The following is a 17173-nucleotide window of genomic DNA, read 5'->3' as shown; positions in this document are numbered from 1 at the left end:
AGCTTGCCGAGATGTGGATTGCTTCGTCGCTTCGCGGGTTCCTCGCAATGACGCGTAGGAAGGACGCTCGGCTCACGCCACCCGATACTGCTCCATCACGTCGCGATCCGGCTCGTAGCCGAGGCCGGGGCCCTGCGGCACGGCGACATGGCCGTTGGCGTCGACGTCGATGCGGTCGCCCCACAGGCAGGCGGGACGTTTCATGAAGAACACCTCGATCAGCCCCGCGTCGCGGATCGCCATCAGATGCAGCGTGGCGAGGAAGCCCGGCCCGAAATAGGGCGAGTGCGGAATCACCTGGACGCCGAACTCGTCGGCGAGGACGGCCACCCTCAGGAATTCGGTGATGCCGCCGACCTTGATCACGGAGGGCTGCGCGTGACTGACCGCGCCCGCGGTCATCATCTGGCGGAATTGATGCACGGTGCAGGCGTTCTCGCCGGCCGCGATATCGAGCCGGCCTTCTCTGCGCACCTCGGCGAGCGTCGCAAAATCCTCCGGCGGCCAGACCGGCTCCTCCAGGAACAGCGGCGCGGCCTGCTTGCAGTCGCGCGCGAACTGGATCGCCGCGGGCCCGTCCAGCGGGCAGTTCATGTCGACCATCAGCGGCACGCCGGGGCCGATCGCCTCGCGCGCGGCGGCGACCGCAGGCACGGTGGTCTCGTGCAGCTTGATCGCGGAATAGCCCAGCTTGATCGCCTTCTTGCATTCGGCGGCGATGTGCGCCGGATTGCCGATCCGCATCAGGCTCGCATAGGCCGGGATCGCACTCCGCTTCGCGCCGCCGATCAATTGATGCAGCGGCACGCCCTTCACCTTGCCGGCGAGATCCCACAGCGCGATGTCGAGCGCCGAGATCGCGAACATCGTGATGCCGTAGCGGCCGAACAGATGCAGGTTGCGCTGGATCTGCTCCATCGCAGCGGGGATGCTGGCGGCGTCGGGCACCTCGAGGCCGCGAGCCTGCGGCGCGATCATCTCGGCCACCGCCGTGCAGCTCGTCTTGGGGCAGACATAGGCGAAGGCGTCGCCCCAGCCGGTGAGGCCGGCATCGGTCGAAACCTCGACCAGCACCATGTCGAGCGCCGAGATCGCGGAAGCTCCCTGGCGGAAGCTCGCGGGCCCGGCGTCATAGGGAATGCGGATATGGTGGGCGCGGACGTCGGTGATTTTCATTGTTGTTGTCCTTCCGATCGCAGGATGTGCCTGGAGCTCGTGGTGGCCGGACACTTGAGCCTGAAGAACGGCGTCGCTTCGGCTGGTCTGGGTTCCGGCCATCGCAAGTCCGGTTTGTAACGAGTCTTGCTCGCTACAAGTCTTGCTCGTGAATCGTGTCGAAGGCGTGGATGCCCGGCGCACGGCCGGGCATCACGAACCGCGAAGTTGTGGAGGAAAGCCCTCAACTGCTCTTCTCGCCGCTCATGATGGGGCCGAACCGCTCCCAGCTCTCGCCCTTGAAGCGCATCATCTGCAGCTGCTCGATCGGCGCATAGTCGTTCGGCCCGGTCTTGATCTTGGTGCCGGGCAGATAGATGCCGATCTCGAGGTTGAGGCTGGCCGCCTGCTTCATCAGATTCTCGCGAGTAAGATTGTCGCCGCACTGCCGCAGCACCTGCTCGAGCCCCTTGGCGACACCATAGCCGAATACGGTCGCGGCGTCGTCGAGGTCGCCTTCGGGATACCACTTGGTCATGAAGGCGCGCCACTCGGTCATCGCCGGATCGTTCTTCCACTCGGTATCCTTGGGGTCCTTGAGATACGCCGTGGACAGCACGCCCTGGCTCGCTTCATAGCCGGCCGGCTTCATCACGCCGCCGATCGAGCCGGAGACGTTGGTCAGGAACTGCACCGGATGCCAGTCGAGCTCGGCGGCTTTCTTGATCGCCTGCGCCGCGAATTTCGGCGTTGCAATGTTGACGAAGATGTCGGGATTGGCGCCCTTGATCTGCACGATCTGCGAGTCCACCGTCGGTGACGAAGTCTCGTAGGAGGATTCGACGACGATCAGCTTCTTGGCCTGGTCGCCGAGCCCGTCGTGCAGGCCGATCAGATAGTCCTTGCCGAAATCGTCGTTCTGATAGAGCACGCCGATGGTCTTGCCCGGATAGTTCTGCAGAATGTACTTGGCATAGATGCGCGCTTCGACCTGGTAGCTCGGCTGCCAGCCCATGGTCCACGGGAAGTTCTTCGGATCATTCCACTTCGCCGCGCCGGTGGAGACGAACAGCTGCGGCACCTTCTTGGCGTTCATGTATTTCTGGATCGCGGTGTTGCCCGGCGTGCCCAGCGGATTGAAGATCAGGAGCACCTCGTCGCTCTCGACCAGCTTGCGGGCTTGCTCGACCATCTTCGGCGGCGAGTAGGCGTCATCGTAGGAAATGAAGTTGACCTTGCGGCCGTTGATGCCGCCCTCGCTGTTGAGCTTGTTGAAATAGGCGGCTTCGGTCTTGCCGATCGTGGCGTAGGCCGACGCCGGACCGGAATAGGGCATGATGTTGCCGACCTTGATCTCGGTGTCGGTTGCGCCCGGATCGTATTTCTTCTGCGCGTTGGCGGCGCTGGCGACCGCGATCGTCAAAAGCCCCGCAAGCGCCGCGGATTTGACGCAGTTGGCATAGCTCAAGCGTTGGTGGTGCATCATTGTCCTCCCTGACATGCTGGCCGCGGCTCTTGCAGTCTTGATTATCGGGCAGCTTGATGAGCCGTCGGATCGATGCGTCGGCGAGTATGCACGATTGCAACATTGTTGCCAGCGGCGGCTTTGCGGGTAAATTTCCGTGGAGCGGAACCACAGTTTCGCCGCCCGGGCAGCAAGGACTGTCAAATGCCGCGCGCGGCAGCCGTGCATGATGCCCGAGCTTTGCAGGAAAGCCGTCATCCATGAATCCAGCCCAGAAGGCGCTCTGGTACATCGAAAGCCATCTCGGCGCGCCCCTGACGCTCGACGAGATTGCCGCCGTGGCTGGCGTCTCGCGCTTCCATCTGGTGCGTGCGTTCGCGGAGGCGACCGGGTTCTCGGTGATGCGTTATGTGCGGGCCCGTCGGCTCAGCGAGGCCGCGCGCGAGCTCGCGGCCGGTGCGCCCGATATTCTCAGCCTCGCGCTGGATGCGGATTACGGCTCCCACGAAGCATTCACCCGCGCGTTTCGCGACCATTTCGGCGTCACGCCCGAGACGGTGCGCGCGACAACGTGCCTGACGACGCTCAATCTCCAGGAGCCGATCACCATGATCTCGACAGCTCTCGACCACATCGATCCGCCGCGCATTGCCACCGGCAAGGCGTTCCTCGTCGCCGGCATCGGCGAGCGTTACAATCACGGCAATGGCAGCGATGCCGGCATTCCGAACCAGTGGCAGAGCTTCCACCAGCAATGCGCGCACATCCCCCGCCAGGTCGGCAACGTCGCCTATGGCGTCTGCTGCAACGGCGACGATGCCGGCAATTTCGACTACATCGCCGGCGTCGAGGTCGCCGATTTCTCCGACCTGCCGCGCGAGTTCGCGCGCGTCCGGATTCCCGAGCAGAAATACGTCGTGTTCACACACGCCGACCACATCTCGACCATCCGCCGCACCGTCAACACGATCTGGAATCGCTGGCTGCCGCAATCCGGCATGAATGTCGCGGACGCGCCGAACTTCGAGCGCTACGACGAGAAGTTCGATGCGAGCACCGGCAATGGCGGGCTGGAGATCTGGGTGCCGGTGAAGGAGTAGCGGGCGCCGGTGCAGCAAACCCTGGTGTCGCCCCTGCAGAGACCCATGACCACCGATGCTTGTTATTTGCGTGACGCTGGAATGACGAGTCCCGCCTACAACTCTCGCCGTGGAGTATGGGTCCCTGCTTTCGCAGGGACGACACCGTCGATCGTGCCGACGTTGTTGGGTGAGCCATACACCTGAGTTGCCCGGGCCAACAAACTCGATGTCGTCCTGGCGAATGCCAGGACCCACTACCCCAAATGGCAATTGCTGCGCGACGCCGGGGCCGTGATCTCTTTCACAATCAAATTCGGTGGCTACGGGTCCTGGCTTCCGCCAGGACGACAAATATTTTGCGACGGGCGGCGCAATAAACTGGGTGTCGTCCCTGCGAAAGCAGGGACCCATAACCACCGATGCTGCTTATTGTGCGATGTTGGAACGACGAGTTCCCGTCACAACTTCGGCCGCAGAGTATGGGTCCCGACTTTCGCAGGGACGACATCGTTTTGTTGCTCGCGAGTGCCTAGATCAATGAGAGCGCGCCAGGCAGAACGCGACGACCTCTTCGAGCGCGGTCTTCATCGGCGAGGGCGGGAACAGCGCCAGCGCGTCGACCGCCATCGCGCCGTAGTGCTGGGCGCGGCTGATGGTGTCTTCCAGGGCGCGGTGCTTGGTCATCAGTCCGATCGCGTGATCGAGGTCGGCCGATCCGATCTCGCCGCGCTCCAGCGCGCGGATCCAGAACTTGCGTTCGGTATCATTGCCCCGGCGGAAGGCGAGCACCACCGGGAGCGTGATCTTGCCCTCGCGGAAATCGTCGCCGACATTCTTGCCGAGTTTTGCGGATTTGCCGCCATAGTCGAGCACGTCGTCGACGAGCTGGAAGGCGATGCCGAGATTCATGCCGACCGAGCGGCACGCGGTCTGCTCGGCCTTCGGACGGTTGGCGATCACGGGGCCGACCTCGCAGGCGGCGGCGAACAGCTCCGCGGTCTTGCCGCGGATCACGGCGAGATATTCGTCCTCGGTGGTCGCGGTGTTCTTGGCGGCCGCAAGCTGCATCACCTCGCCCTCGGCGATGGTGGCTGCGGCGGCGGAGAGGATGTCGAGTGCGCGGAGCGAGCCGACCTCGACCATCATCCGGAATGCCTGGCCGAGCAGGAAGTCGCCGACCAGCACGCTGGCCTCGTTGCCCCACAGCATCCGCGCGGACAATTTGCCGCGGCGCAGCTCGCTCTCGTCGACCACATCGTCATGCAGCAGGGTCGCGGTGTGCATGAACTCGACCGCGGCGGCGAGCTTGATATGGCCGTCGCCGGAATAGTCGGCGAGCTGGGCCATCGCCAGCGTCAGCATCGGGCGCAACCGCTTGCCCCCGGAGGAGATCAGGTGATTGGCGACCTCGGGGATCATGGTGACCTCGGAACCGGTCCGCGAAAGAATCGTCGCGTTGACGCGCTCCATGTCGGCGGCGACAAGTCCCACCAGCCCGTCGATCGAAGCATTGGACGGGCTTTCGAAGGGTACAATAACCGCCACGCTGGTCTCCAATTTTGCCGAATACGCACTATGCTCAGCTATAACAATAGAAACTGCGCGGTGCAGCGGCAAGGCCATCAAGTTATTGACATGTGGCGCAAGTGCCGCACAGGCGGGGCGACAGGAGAGCGTATTTTGCGGGAATTGGTACGGACCAATGACATGGTGCTGGTCTCCGCCATTGGCGCGCTGCTCGACAGCGCTAACATCCATCATCTGGTGCTGGACCAGAACATGAGCATCATCGAGGGCTCGCTCGGCGTGCTGCCGCGGCGGATCCTGGTGCATGAGGACGACAACCACGAGGCCCGCCAGCTCCTGACCGATGCGGGCCTCGGCCACGAATTGCGGGCCGATGACTAGAGCGTTTTCGAGCGAAGTGGGCCCCGGTTCGCGTGAAGAAAACGCGTCAAAAAACGAGTCTCCGGCCGCCGGGATCACCGAAGACGGATTTCTCGGTGGCCAATTGCGCCTGCGGCAACCCCGCAGCGGCCACCGCGCCGGCCATGACGCGATCCTGCTCGCCGCGGCGACGCCGGCTCGATCGGGCGACCGCGTCGTCGATCTCGGCTCCGGCGTCGGCGCGGCCGGGCTGGCGGTGGCGCGGCGGGTGAGGGGGATCGATCTCGTTCTGGTCGAAATCGACCCGGCCCTGGCCGAGCTTGCGCGGAATAATGCCGGCACCAACGCGATCATGGCGGAGGTGATCGTGCTTGATGTCGAAGCCGGCGCCGCAGCCTTCGATAATGCCGGGCTCGGGCCGGATAGCGCCGACGTCGTGCTGATGAACCCGCCGTTCAACGATCCGTCGCGGCACCGCGCCTCGCCGGACGGTGTGCGCGAGCGCGCCCATGTCGCGACCGCGACCACGCTGGCCGGCTGGGTTCACGCGGCGCGGCGAATTCTCAAGTCGAACGGGCAGCTTGCGCTGATCTGGCGGGCTGACGGCATTGCCGAGGTGCTGGCTGCGCTGGACCGCGGCTTCGGCAGTGTCGAGATCCTGCCGGTTCACGGCGACGTGACGTCGCCGGCGATCCGAATCCTGGTGCGGGCCACCAAGGGCGGCCGGGCACCGACGCGGCTGCATGCCGCACTGCTGCTCAATGAAGAGTCAGGCGTGCCCAAGAAATGGGTGCAGGAGATTCTGGCCGGGAAGGGGGAATTGCCGCTGGCGCGGCGCTAAAAAGATCATGCTCGAACAAGAAGCCAAGGCGCGATGGCATTGCGCTTTAGCGGGCAGGCATGCTGCCCACGTCGTCACAGGCACTAAATCACTGCGAAGCCGTTTCCGACTGGCGGTCCGGCGTGGACGTGAAGTGGATCGCCGCCAGGAGTGTACCGATCAGCAAAATCAGCAGATAGATTTTCATGAGTCCCTCTCCGCCCGCGCATTGCAGCCCCAATGACAAAATGCAAAACGCGTTCCACGGATTCCAATGACAGTGGCGTGATAAAAAGTGGTTAATTCGAGGTAACGGCATGAGTGAACAAATAAGTGATCACGCTACACGTTCGGGACTGCTCGAACGCGTGCAGGCAATGTTGCCGGCGCGCTTCAGGCGCGGCGCGGCCGTCGTGCCGGTGGTGCGGCTGGCAGGCGTGATCGGCGCGGTGACGCCGCTGCGGCCCGGCATGACACTCTCCGGCGTCGCCAAGATGCTGGAGCGCGCCTTTGGCACGCGGAATGCCAAGGCGGTAGCGCTGGTGATCAATTCGCCAGGCGGCTCGCCGGTGCAGTCGCGGCAGATCTATCTGCGCATCCGGCAACTCGCCGCCGAGAAGAAGCTGCCGGTGCTGGTGTTCGTGGAGGACGTCGCGGCCTCCGGCGGCTACATGATCGCCTGCGCGGGCGACGAGATCTATTGCGACCCGTCCTCGATCCTGGGCTCGATCGGCGTGGTCGGCGGCAGCTTTGGCCTGGAGGGGCTGATCAAGAAGATCGGCGTCGAGCGCCGGCTTTATACGGCGGGCAGCCACAAGGCGATGCTCGATCCGTTCCTTCCCGAGAACCCGGACGACGTCGCCCGGCTGAAGGCGATCCAGCGCGAGATCCATGCGATCTTCATCGCGCTGGTCAAGCAGAGCCGCGGCAGCCGCCTCAAGGGCGCCGACGACGTGCTGTTCACCGGTGAATACTGGGCCGGCGATAGCGCGATTGGTCTCGGGCTCGCCGACGGCATCGGCGACATCCGCTCCACGCTGCGGGCCCGCTATGGCGACAAGGTGCTGACCCCGGTGATTGCGCCGGCCAGCGGCTTGCTCTCCGGCCTGCTCGGCCGGCGGGCGCCGGGGGCGGGATCGCTGGCGGCGCTGGATGGACTGGCCGCGCTGCCGGACGAGGTGATCTCGGCGCTGGAAACCCGTGCGATTTGGGCCAGATTCGGGCTGTGAACACAGGGATGTGAGCGCGCCATTTAGCCCCAAAACCACGATTGCGGCGCAGGCCGCCTTGCGCGAGAATGCCAGTCATTGGGGGCCTGACAGACGTGAACGATAAGGATCGACCGATGCCGCCGCTGATTGCATTCGCAGGCGTCTTGGGAAGCCTGGCCGTGGTCCGCTGGGCGTACAGGACGGCCGTCCGGATCAACCAGGAACTCGAAGAGGCGCGATTGTCCCGCGTGGCCGAGGCCACCCGCGCGGGCGAAATCAAGACCCTGCGCCGCGACCCCGTGACCGGAGCCTATCGCCCGGGCTAGATATCACCCCGTCATTCCGGGGCGATGCGAAGCATAGAACCTCAAATGCGCAATTGCGCATCGGGGAATCTCGAGATTCTGGGTTCGCCTCTCCGAGGCGCCCGGAATGACATGCAGCAATCCTCCATCGCCTTGATTCCACAGGCTGCCGCCGATACGGTCCCGCGCGCCTCACACCCCCTCGCGAGATCGATTCCAACGATGGACGCCCTGCCTGACCACATGCGCCCGGAACGTTCGTTCCAGGGCTTCATCCTCGCCCTCCAGCGGTTCTGGGCCGAGCAGGGTTGCGTCATCCTGCAGCCCTACGACATGGAAATGGGCGCCGGCACGTTCCATCCCGCGACCACGTTGCGCGCGCTGGGGCCCAAGCCCTGGAACGCGGCCTATGTGCAGCCCTCGCGGCGGCCCAAGGACGGCCGCTACGGCGAAAACCCCAACCGCCTCCAGCACTACTACCAGTTCCAGGTGATCATGAAGCCGTCGCCGCCGAACCTTCAGGACCTGTACCTGAAGTCGCTGGCCGCGATCGGGATCGACGCCGCCGTCCATGACATCCGCTTCGTCGAGGACGACTGGGAAAGCCCGACGCTCGGCGCCTGGGGCTTGGGCTGGGAATGCTGGTGCGACGGCATGGAGGTGTCGCAGTTCACGTACTTCCAGCAGGTCGCCGGCGTCGAATGCGCGCCGGTCGCGGGCGAGCTCACCTACGGGCTCGAGCGGCTCGCGATGTATGTGCAGGGCGTCGACCGCGTCTACGACCTCAACTTCAATGGCCGCGAGGGCGCCGAGAAAGTCACCTACGGCGACGTCTTCCTGCAGGCCGAGCAGGAATACTCGCGGCACAATTTCGAAGTTGCTGACACCGCGATGCTGTTCGAGCAGTTCAGGATGGCCGAGGACGCCTGCCGCAAATATCTCGCCGCCGGCTGGCGTGAGGGTGGGAATCAAAAGGAACATCTGATGGCCTTGCCGGCCTACGACCAGTGCATCAAGGCGAGCCACGTGTTCAACCTGCTCGATGCCCGCGGCGTCATCTCGGTGACGGAGCGGCAAAGCTACATCGCCCGCGTGCGCGACCTGGCGAAGGGCTGCGGCGAGGCATGGATCCACACTGAAACGGGCAGGGCGGTCTGATGCCCGATCTTCTCCTCGAACTGTTCTCCGAAGAAATTCCCGCGCGCATGCAGGCCAAGGCCGCGGACGATCTGCGCCGCATGGTGACCGACAAGCTGGTCGCTGAAGGCCTCGTCTATGAGGGTGCCAAGGCATTCGCGACCCCGCGCCGCCTTGCGCTCACCGTGCACGGCATTCCCGCGCGCCAGCCCGATCTTAAGGACGAGCGCCGCGGCCCGCGCGTCGGTGGCCCCGAGCCCGCTATCCAGGGCTTCCTGAAGGCCACCGGTCTCGCCTCGATCAGCGAGGCAAAGATCCAGCACGACAAGAAGGGCGACTTCTACATCGCGCTGATCGAGAAGCCCGGCCGCGCCGCGATCGACGTCATCGCGGAAATGCTGCCGGTGATCATCCGCACCTTCCCCTGGCCGAAATCGATGCGCTGGGGCGCGCGCTCGGCCAAATCAGGCTCGCTCACCTGGGTGCGCCCGCTGCACGCCATCACCGCGACCTTCGGTCTGGAGACCGAGGAGCCCGACATCGTCAAGTTCTCGGTCGACGGCATCGAGGCCGGGCAGACCACCTATGGCCACCGCTTCATGGCGCCGGGTGCGATCTCCGTGCGCCGCTTCGAGGATTACGAGGCCAAGCTGAAGGCGGCCAAGGTCATCCTCGATCCGCAGGCGCGCAAGGACATCATCGTCGAGGACGCCAAGGAGTTGGCGTTCGCGCAGGGCCTCGAACTGGTCGAGGACCAGGTGCTGGTCGATGAGGTCTCCGGCCTCGTCGAGTGGCCGGTGGTGATGATGGGATCGTTCGAGAGGGAGTTTTTGGTCATCCCGGACGAGGTGATCCGCGCCACCATCCGCAACAACCAGAAGTGCTTCGTGGTCAGGGATCCCAAGACGGGGAAACTGACCAACAAGTTCGTGCTGACCGCGAACATCGAGGCGCCGGACGGCGGCAAGACCATCGTCGCCGGCAATGAGCGCGTGATCCGCCCGCGGCTGTCGGACGCCAAGTTCTTCTACGAGACGGATCTGAAGACCAAGCTGGAAGACCGGCTGCCGAAGTTCGAGCAGATCGTGTTCCACGAGAAGCTCGGCACCCAGGCGGAGCGGATCAAGCGCATCGAGCGGCTTGCGGCCGAGATCGCGCCGCTGGTCGGCGCCGACGTTGAGAAGACCAGGCGCGCCGCGCGCCTCGCGAAGGCGGATCTGCTGACCGAAGTGGTCGGCGAATTCCCCGAGTTGCAGGGCCTGATGGGCAAGTACTACGCGCTGGCGCAGGGCGAGGATGCGTCCGTCGCTGCCGCGAGCGAGGAGCACTGGAAGCCGCAGGGGCCGACCGATCGCGTGCCGACCGATCCGGTCAGCGTCGCGGTCGCGCTGGCGGACAAGCTGGATACGCTCGCCGGATTCTGGGCGATCGATGAGAAGCCGACCGGATCGAAGGACCCGTACGCGCTGCGTCGCGCGGCATTGGGCGCGATCCGGCTGATCGTCGAGAACACGCTGCGCCTGCCGATCCTGAAGACGGCCAAATCCGCGTTGCTCGGATTGTCGGTCAAGGCCGCTGCCGAAACGCTGCCGAACGATCTGCTCGCCTTCTTCGCCGACCGCCTGAAGGTCCAGCTCCGCGACCAGGGCGCGCGTCACGATCTCGTCGATGCCGTGTTCTCGCTCGGCGGCCAGGACGATCTGCTGCTCGTCGTCCGCCGCGTCGAGGCGCTCGGCAAATTGCTCGACAGCGACGACGGCAAGAACCTGCTCGCGGGCACAAAACGCGCCAGCAACATCCTCGCCATCGAGGAGAAGAAGGACAAGCGGACCTTCGATGGCGCGCCTGATGCCGCGCTCTACACGCTCGACGAAGAGAAGACGCTGGCGAAGGCGATCGAACAGGTGAAGGCCGAGGCCTCCGCCGCCGTCGCCAAGGAAGACTTCGCCGGCGCGATGAGCGCGATGGCCAAGCTGCGGCCCGCGGTCGATGCGTTCTTCGACAAGGTCAAGGTCAACGACGACGATCCCAAGGTGCGCGAAAACCGCCTGAAGCTGCTCAACGAGATCCGCGCCGCGACGCGCGCGGTGGCGGATTTCTCCCGGATCGAAGGCTGACCGATGGACCGCGCGACGCTCGCCGCTTACGACAAGGATGCGGCGGCGTTTGCGCAGGACTGGCACGACCAGCCGGCCCCTCGCGATCTGCAAGAGATCGTCGCGCAATTCTTCATCAAGGGCGGCGCGACGGCCGATATCGGCTGCGGCAGCGGCCGCGAGGTGGCGTGGCTGAATGCCCACGGCTTTCCGGCTGAAGGCCATGATGCCTCCGAGGGCCTGCTCGCGGAAGCCCGCGCCCGCTATCCGGCCTTGCGTTTTGCGCACGCTGAGCTGCCGGCATTGTCCGGTCTGGCCTCCGGCAGCTTTGACAACGTTTTGTGCGAGACCGTGATCATGCATCTCGATCACGCGCTGATTGCGCCGTCGGTGCGCCGCATGCTCGAACTCGTGAAGCCCGGCGGCGTCCTCTATCTGAGCTGGCGCGTCACCGCGGGCGACGATGCGCGCGATGCGCACGGCCGGCTCTACGCGGCCTTCGATGCGGCCTTGGTACGGACCGAGCTGGCGGCGGCCGAACTGCTGCTCGACGCCGAGGTCGTCAGCGCATCGTCCGGCAAGGTCATTCACCGCCTCATCGCGCGACGGCGCGACTGATCCGGCCTCCTGAAATATTTCGACACAATTTGCAATTTGTTAACCATGCCCTGCGAAGGTCCTGACGAAGCAACGATTTCTTAAGACATCGCCCCTCGCGCCAATGCAGGGACCGTCCGATGACCTCGATCGGCACCACGCCCAATCCCTACGCCCAATATGGTTCGGCCTATGCGCGGGCGGCGGCTACGCCCTCGCTCGCGGCGACATTGTCGGGCGACGGCACCGCCGGCGATCTGTCGGCATCCTCGACATCCAACGCCGCAACCAATCTCACGCTGTCGGACGCCGCCCGCGCGCAGCTCGCCAAGGCGCCGCTGCCGGATTTCGCAACCGTCACCAGCGATGCGCGCATCACGCTCGACCGGCTCTACACGGTCGCCGGCGTCAAGGCGCCGATCGTCGACGGCGAGACCACGATCGATCTGTCGACGCTGGACCGTCGCTCACTGTTTGCGATCTCGACCAATAATGGCGGCAAGTTCACCCCGGATGAGCAGGCGGTTGCCGCCACCGAGCTGAAGCAGCGCTTCGACAAGGCGATGGAGCCGTCGCTTGCGACCACGCGCCTGACCGGCGACTACAGCGTCAGCTACAAGGCCGCGCTCGATTATCTTGATGGTGCGAGCGATGAGGAGAAGGCCACCGCAACCTGGGCCAGCCAGCGCGCCGCGGTGCTGAAGGGCTATCAGGCGACGCAGCAGGATCCGAACACGGCGCCATCGGGAATTTCCGGCGATCCGATCGCGGCCGCGCTGGCGGGGACAGCGCCCCCGACAAAGAGCACCACGCGCGACTTCGGCAGCGTCGCCAGCGACGTGCGCGCCTTCCTTGATCGGCAGAAGAGCGAGGCGGCGAAGAGCGGCAAGGAGCTGGTCTACGATGTCAGACGCAAGACCGGACAGCTCGCCGACCTGTCCTCGCTCGACAACCGCTCGCTGTCGGCGATCTCGCTGAACCAGGACAAGAAGTTCTCCGCCGAGGAGATCTTCGCGGCCAAGCAGGAACTCAACACGCGGACGCGTCTCGCCGTGCTCGACGCGCTGAAGCAGAGTCAGACCGCCGGCGATCCGCGCCAGTTCAGCCTCGGCATCCTCAAGCAATATTCTTCGATGAGCGCGGAGGAGCGCCAGGCTGCCAACTGGACGCAGGATTTCCAGGACGCCGCGATCAAGAGCTACAAGTCGACCTCGACGTTGCTCTCGATCCTCAAGTCGTAACCCGGCACGGCATCAGAACGGAAGAGCCCCGCCCGGAGGGGAGACCGGGCGGGGCTTTCTGGTCCGGTCGATCCTCGCGCACATCCGCTTGCGCGGCGCCCGGACTGTCGTTCAGGCGATCGTGCTGACGTTGATCTAGTCGACCACCTGAACGATCCGTCGCGAACGCGGCTCGACCAGAACGGTCTCACCGTTCACGACGGTGTAACGATAGGGCGTCGCGCCGAACCGCTGCGGCACGTCGTAATAGGTCACGCCGGCGTCCGGCAGCACGGTGCCGACCACGACGCGATCCGGAATTGTGTAGTTCGGTACACGCTCGCGCACGATGTACTCGCGGAATGCCGGACGCTGTTCGACCGCGATGCCTCCGTCATCATCGACCGCGACGGACGGACCACCGCGGACGATGCCGACGGTCTGGGCCTGTGCGGCAACAGCCGGCACCGTGATCGCGGCAGCAACCGCTGCAACGGCAAGTAATCTGTTTCGCATGGCTCGCTCCATTTTTTCACGCAGCACGCCGGCCTTCGCCGGCGCGCATGCCGAGCCAATGCATGTGCTGTGGTGATGTTCCGGGAAATCGCCGCCATATACGCGGCAATTTGGAGCAATTTTCGTGAGTTGCGGGAACTCGTCGGCGTAACCTGCGTCTTGATGTGGGAACTCCCCTCAGCGGATAAACTGCCGCTCGATTCGCTCCTCCAAAAACGCCGGAGAACACTTCAATGACCATCACCGCTGGGCATCTGCCTGCTATCGTAGCTCTGATCGCAGGCGTCCTGATCCTCATCATGCCGCGGCTGCTGAACTACATCGTCGCGATCTATCTGATCTTTGTCGGGCTCGTGGGGATGGGTCTGCTGCGCTGGCTGCACCTCTAGCGGGAAAGCGGGGTTTCGCGGCTTGCGCGGAACCCCTCAAAATGGTGTAAGGCGCGCATCTTCGACCCCTCTTTTCGGATTGTTGTCTGACATGGCCAAAGCCGTCGCGAAGTCCAAGAAAACTGCCGAGAAAACAGCAGCGAAATCAAAGCCCTCCGCCGCAGCCCGCAAGGCTGCCCCGGCGCGCAAGGCGCTGAAGAAGAGCGCCCCGAAGGCGGCGCCGAAGGCCGCCCCCAAATCGGCTGCAAAGCCGGCCGCAAAGCCCGCCGGCAAGGCGCCGGCGAAGGCCGTTGCGAAGAAGGCGGCCCCGGCTGCGATCAAGGCAGGCAAGTGGGTCTATACGTTCGGTGACGGCAAGGCCGAGGGCCAGGCGACCTTGCGCAATCTGCTCGGCGGCAAGGGCGCCAACCTCGCGGAAATGGCCAATCTCGGCCTGCCGGTGCCGCCCGGCTTCACCATTCCGACCTCGGTCTGCACCTATTTCTACGAACACGACAAGACGTATCCGAAGGAATTGAAGGCACAGGTTGAGAAGGCGCTCGACTATGTCGGCAAGCTGACCGGCAAGACCTTCGGCGATGCCAAGAACCCGCTGCTGGTCTCGGTCCGCTCGGGCGCGCGCGCCTCGATGCCGGGCATGATGGACACCGTGCTCAACCTCGGCCTCAACGACCGCACCGTCGAAGCGCTGGCCGAACTCTCCGGCGACCGCCGCTTCGCCTATGACAGCTATCGCCGCTTCATCACGATGTATTCGGACGTGGTGCTCGGCTTCGAGCATCATCACTTCGAGGACATCCTCGACACCTTCAAGGACGGCCAGGGCTATTCGCTCGACACCGACCTCACCGGCGACGACTGGGTCGAGTTGGTCGGCAAGTACAAAGAAGCGGTCGCCAAGGAGACCGGCCACGACTTCCCGCAGGATCCGCACGACCAGCTGTGGGGCGCGATCGGCGCGGTGTTCTCATCCTGGATGAACGCGCGCGCGGTGACCTATCGCAAGCTGCACGACATTCCGGAATCCTGGGGCACCGCCGTCAACGTGCAGGCGATGGTGTTCGGCAACATGGGCGAGACCTCGGCAACCGGCGTTGCGTTCACCCGCAATCCCTCGACCGGCGAAAGCAAGCTTTACGGCGAGTTCCTGATCAACGCGCAGGGCGAGGACGTCGTCGCCGGCATCCGCACGCCGCAGGACATCACCGAGGAAGCGCGCCAGGAATCCGGCTCCGACAAGCTGTCGATGGAAGCCGCGATGCCGGCCGCGTTCAAGGAGCTGACGCGGATCTACACGCTGCTTGAGAAGCACTACCGCGACATGCAGGACATGGAGTTCACGGTCGAGCAGGGCAAGCTGTGGATGCTGCAGACCCGCGGCGGCAAGCGCACCGCGAAGGCGGCGCTGCGCATCGCGGTCGAGCTCGCCAATGAAGGCCTGATCTCGCGCAAGGACGCGGTGACGCGGATCGATCCGGCCTCGCTCGACCAGCTGCTGCACCCGACCATCGATCCGGCCGCCAAGCGCGACGTGATTGCGACCGGCCTGCCGGCGTCGCCCGGCGCTGCCTCGGGCGAGATCGTGTTCTCGTCGGACGAAGCGGCCAAGCTGCAGGCCGACGGACGCAAGGTGATCCTGGTCCGCATCGAGACCAGTCCGGAAGACATCCACGGCATGCACGCCGCGGAAGGCATCCTCACCACCCGCGGCGGCATGACCTCGCACGCGGCGGTGGTTGCGCGCGGCATGGGCAAGCCCTGCGTCTCCGGCTGCGGCACCATCCGCGTCGATTACGGCCGCGGCACCATGAGCGTGGGCTCGCGCACCTTCAAGACCGGCGACGTCATCACCATCGATGGCTCGGTCGGCCAGGTGCTGGCCGGCCGCATGCCGATGATCGAGCCGGAGCTGTCCGGCGAGTTCGGCACGCTGATGGGCTGGGCCGACGAGGTCCGCAAGCTCGGTGTTCGCGTCAACGGCGATACGCCCGATGACGCGCGCACCGCGGTGAAGTTCGGCGCTGAAGGCATCGGCCTCTGCCGCACCGAGCACATGTTCTTCGAGGAGACCCGCATCCGCACCGTGCGCGAGATGATCCTCTCCGAGGACGAGCAGTCGCGCCGCGCCGCGCTGTCGAAGCTGTTGCCGATGCAGCGCGCCGACTTCGTCGAGCTGTTTGAGATCATGCAGGGCCTGCCCGTCACGATCCGCTTGCTCGATCCGCCGCTGCACGAGTTCCTGCCGCACACCCAGGCCGAGATCGAGGAAGTGGCGCGCGCCATGAACACTGATCCGCGCAAGCTCGCCGACCGCGCCCGCGAACTCTCCGAGTTCAACCCGATGCTCGGTTTCCGCGGCTGCCGTCTTGCGATCGCCTACCCGGAGATCGCCGAGATGCAGGCGCGTGCGATCTTCGAGGCCGCCGTCGAAGCCGGCAAGCGCACCGGCAAGCCGGTCGGTCTCGAGGTGATGGTGCCGCTGATCGCGACCAAGGCCGAGTTCGATCTGGTCAAGGCGCGGATCGATGCGACCGCCAACGCGGTGATGAAGGAAACCGGCGTCAAGCTGAGCTACCAGGTCGGCACCATGATCGAGCTGCCGCGCGCCTGCCTGATGGCGGGCGAGGTGGCCGAGACTGCGGAGTTCTTCTCCTTCGGCACCAACGACCTGACGCAGACCACCTACGGCATCAGCCGCGACGACGCTGCGAGCTTCCTCGGCACCTATGTGGCCAAGGGCATTCTCGAGATCGATCCGTTCATCTCGGTCGATCGCGACGGCGTCGGCGAGCTCGTCAGGATCGGCGTCACCCGCGGCCGCAAGACGCGGCCGAGCCTCAAGGTCGGCATCTGCGGCGAGCACGGCGGCGATCCCGCATCGGTCGCGTTCTGCCACGAGGTCGGGCTCGACTACGTCTCGTGCTCGCCCTATCGCGTGCCGATCGCGCGTCTCGCCGCAGCGCAGGCCGCGCTCGGCAAGGAGATCGCCAGCCAGGCGTGAGCGATTGCGTCGTTCAGAGAGTGCAATGGCCGGGACCAAGTCCCGGCCATTTTTGTTTGTTGCGTGCGCAGTTCGTAGGATGGGTGGGGCAAAGCGATACCCATCAATTGCCTCCGCGTGGAGAGATGATGGGTATCGCCGCGCTCCACCCATCCTACGCGCCGGAGTCCTACGGTGCGTGCAACACTCTATTCACCATCTCCGTTGACCTGTTGTTTACGACTTTCACGCGCCGCGCGTTTACCAAGGCGCGCAATGCAACCTGCGAAACATGCGCGATCGCTTGAGTGTA

General features: G+C 64.9%; 15 protein-coding genes. 11 read left to right on the top strand and 4 right to left on the bottom strand.

What is annotated here, in order from left to right; all coding sequences use genetic code 11:
• Positions 1-72: 72 nt before the first annotated feature.
• Together QA639_RS31860 and QA639_RS31855 are read right to left on the bottom strand one after the other, a co-directional pair.
• Entirely contained in the window at positions 73-1176 is a 1104-nt protein-coding gene (locus QA639_RS31860; protein ID WP_283088017.1) for a mandelate racemase/muconate lactonizing enzyme family protein, read from the bottom strand.
• Positions 1177-1399: 223 nt separating this feature from the next.
• Entirely contained in the window at positions 1400-2641 is a 1242-nt protein-coding gene (locus QA639_RS31855) for an ABC transporter substrate-binding protein (protein WP_283088016.1), read from the bottom strand.
• Positions 2642-2880: 239 nt separating this feature from the next.
• Between QA639_RS31855 and QA639_RS31850 the strand changes: the two genes are divergently transcribed.
• On the top strand, positions 2881-3720 hold the full coding sequence (locus QA639_RS31850) for an AraC family transcriptional regulator (protein ID WP_028332638.1): 840 nt from the start codon (positions 2881-2883) through the stop codon (positions 3718-3720).
• A 516-nt stretch (positions 3721-4236) separates the two neighbouring features.
• Here QA639_RS31850 and QA639_RS31845 read toward each other — a convergent pair.
• A complete protein-coding gene (locus QA639_RS31845) occupies positions 4237-5247 on the bottom strand; it encodes a polyprenyl synthetase family protein (RefSeq protein WP_026193158.1) in 1011 nt (336 codons plus the stop codon).
• Positions 5248-5382: 135 nt separating this feature from the next.
• On the opposite strand from QA639_RS31845, the gene QA639_RS31840 reads away from it, so the two are divergent.
• The 8 genes from QA639_RS31840 (at position 5383) to QA639_RS31805 (ending at position 12996) form a co-directional block, all read left to right on the top strand.
• Complete coding sequence (locus QA639_RS31840) at positions 5383-5610, top strand: putative signal transducing protein (protein ID WP_026193157.1); 228 nt, start codon at positions 5383-5385, stop codon at positions 5608-5610.
• 16 nt (positions 5611-5626) lie between these two features.
• A complete protein-coding gene (locus tag QA639_RS31835; protein WP_080666962.1) occupies positions 5627-6430 on the top strand; it encodes a tRNA1(Val) (adenine(37)-N6)-methyltransferase in 804 nt (267 codons plus the stop codon).
• Between the two features lie 296 nt (positions 6431-6726).
• Positions 6727-7638, top strand: a complete 912-nt coding sequence (locus QA639_RS31830) for a S49 family peptidase (protein ID WP_157345397.1) — start codon at positions 6727-6729, stop codon at positions 7636-7638.
• Between the two features lie 116 nt (positions 7639-7754).
• Positions 7755-7946: a hypothetical protein gene (locus tag QA639_RS31825; RefSeq protein ID WP_157345395.1), complete on the top strand. Its 192-nt coding sequence runs from the start codon at positions 7755-7757 to the stop codon at positions 7944-7946.
• 201 nt (positions 7947-8147) lie between these two features.
• Positions 8148-9083: a glycine--tRNA ligase subunit alpha gene (locus QA639_RS31820; protein ID WP_283088015.1), complete on the top strand. Its 936-nt coding sequence runs from the start codon at positions 8148-8150 to the stop codon at positions 9081-9083.
• Entirely contained in the window at positions 9083-11179 is a 2097-nt protein-coding gene (gene glyS / locus QA639_RS31815; protein ID WP_283088014.1) for a glycine--tRNA ligase subunit beta, read from the top strand. The genes QA639_RS31820 and glyS overlap by 1 nt, the downstream gene beginning before the upstream one ends.
• 3 nt (positions 11180-11182) lie before the next feature.
• On the top strand, positions 11183-11776 hold the full coding sequence (locus QA639_RS31810; protein ID WP_283088013.1) for a class I SAM-dependent methyltransferase: 594 nt from the start codon (positions 11183-11185) through the stop codon (positions 11774-11776).
• Positions 11777-11895: 119 nt separating this feature from the next.
• A complete protein-coding gene (locus tag QA639_RS31805) occupies positions 11896-12996 on the top strand; it encodes a hypothetical protein (RefSeq protein ID WP_283088012.1) in 1101 nt (366 codons plus the stop codon).
• Between the two features lie 135 nt (positions 12997-13131).
• Here QA639_RS31805 and QA639_RS31800 read toward each other — a convergent pair whose 3' ends face one another.
• On the bottom strand, positions 13132-13491 hold the full coding sequence (locus tag QA639_RS31800) for a DUF1236 domain-containing protein (protein ID WP_028332631.1): 360 nt from the start codon (positions 13489-13491) through the stop codon (positions 13132-13134).
• Positions 13492-13724: 233 nt separating this feature from the next.
• Here QA639_RS31800 and QA639_RS31795 point away from each other — a divergent pair, with 233 nt between their 5' ends.
• Both QA639_RS31795 and ppdK read left to right on the top strand, forming a co-directional pair.
• Positions 13725-13880, top strand: a complete 156-nt coding sequence (locus QA639_RS31795; RefSeq protein ID WP_016844375.1) for a DUF3096 domain-containing protein — start codon at positions 13725-13727, stop codon at positions 13878-13880.
• A gap of 91 nt (positions 13881-13971) precedes the next feature.
• Positions 13972-16881: a pyruvate, phosphate dikinase gene (gene ppdK, locus QA639_RS31790; RefSeq protein WP_028332630.1), complete on the top strand. Its 2910-nt coding sequence runs from the start codon at positions 13972-13974 to the stop codon at positions 16879-16881.
• Positions 16882-17173: the final 292 nt, after the last annotated feature.

Source organism: Bradyrhizobium pachyrhizi (genome assembly GCF_029714545.1).
GTDB lineage: Bacteria > Pseudomonadota > Alphaproteobacteria > Rhizobiales > Xanthobacteraceae > Bradyrhizobium > Bradyrhizobium pachyrhizi.
Note: the sequence above shows the minus strand (reverse complement) of the source record. Positions and strands in the feature narration are given on the sequence as shown.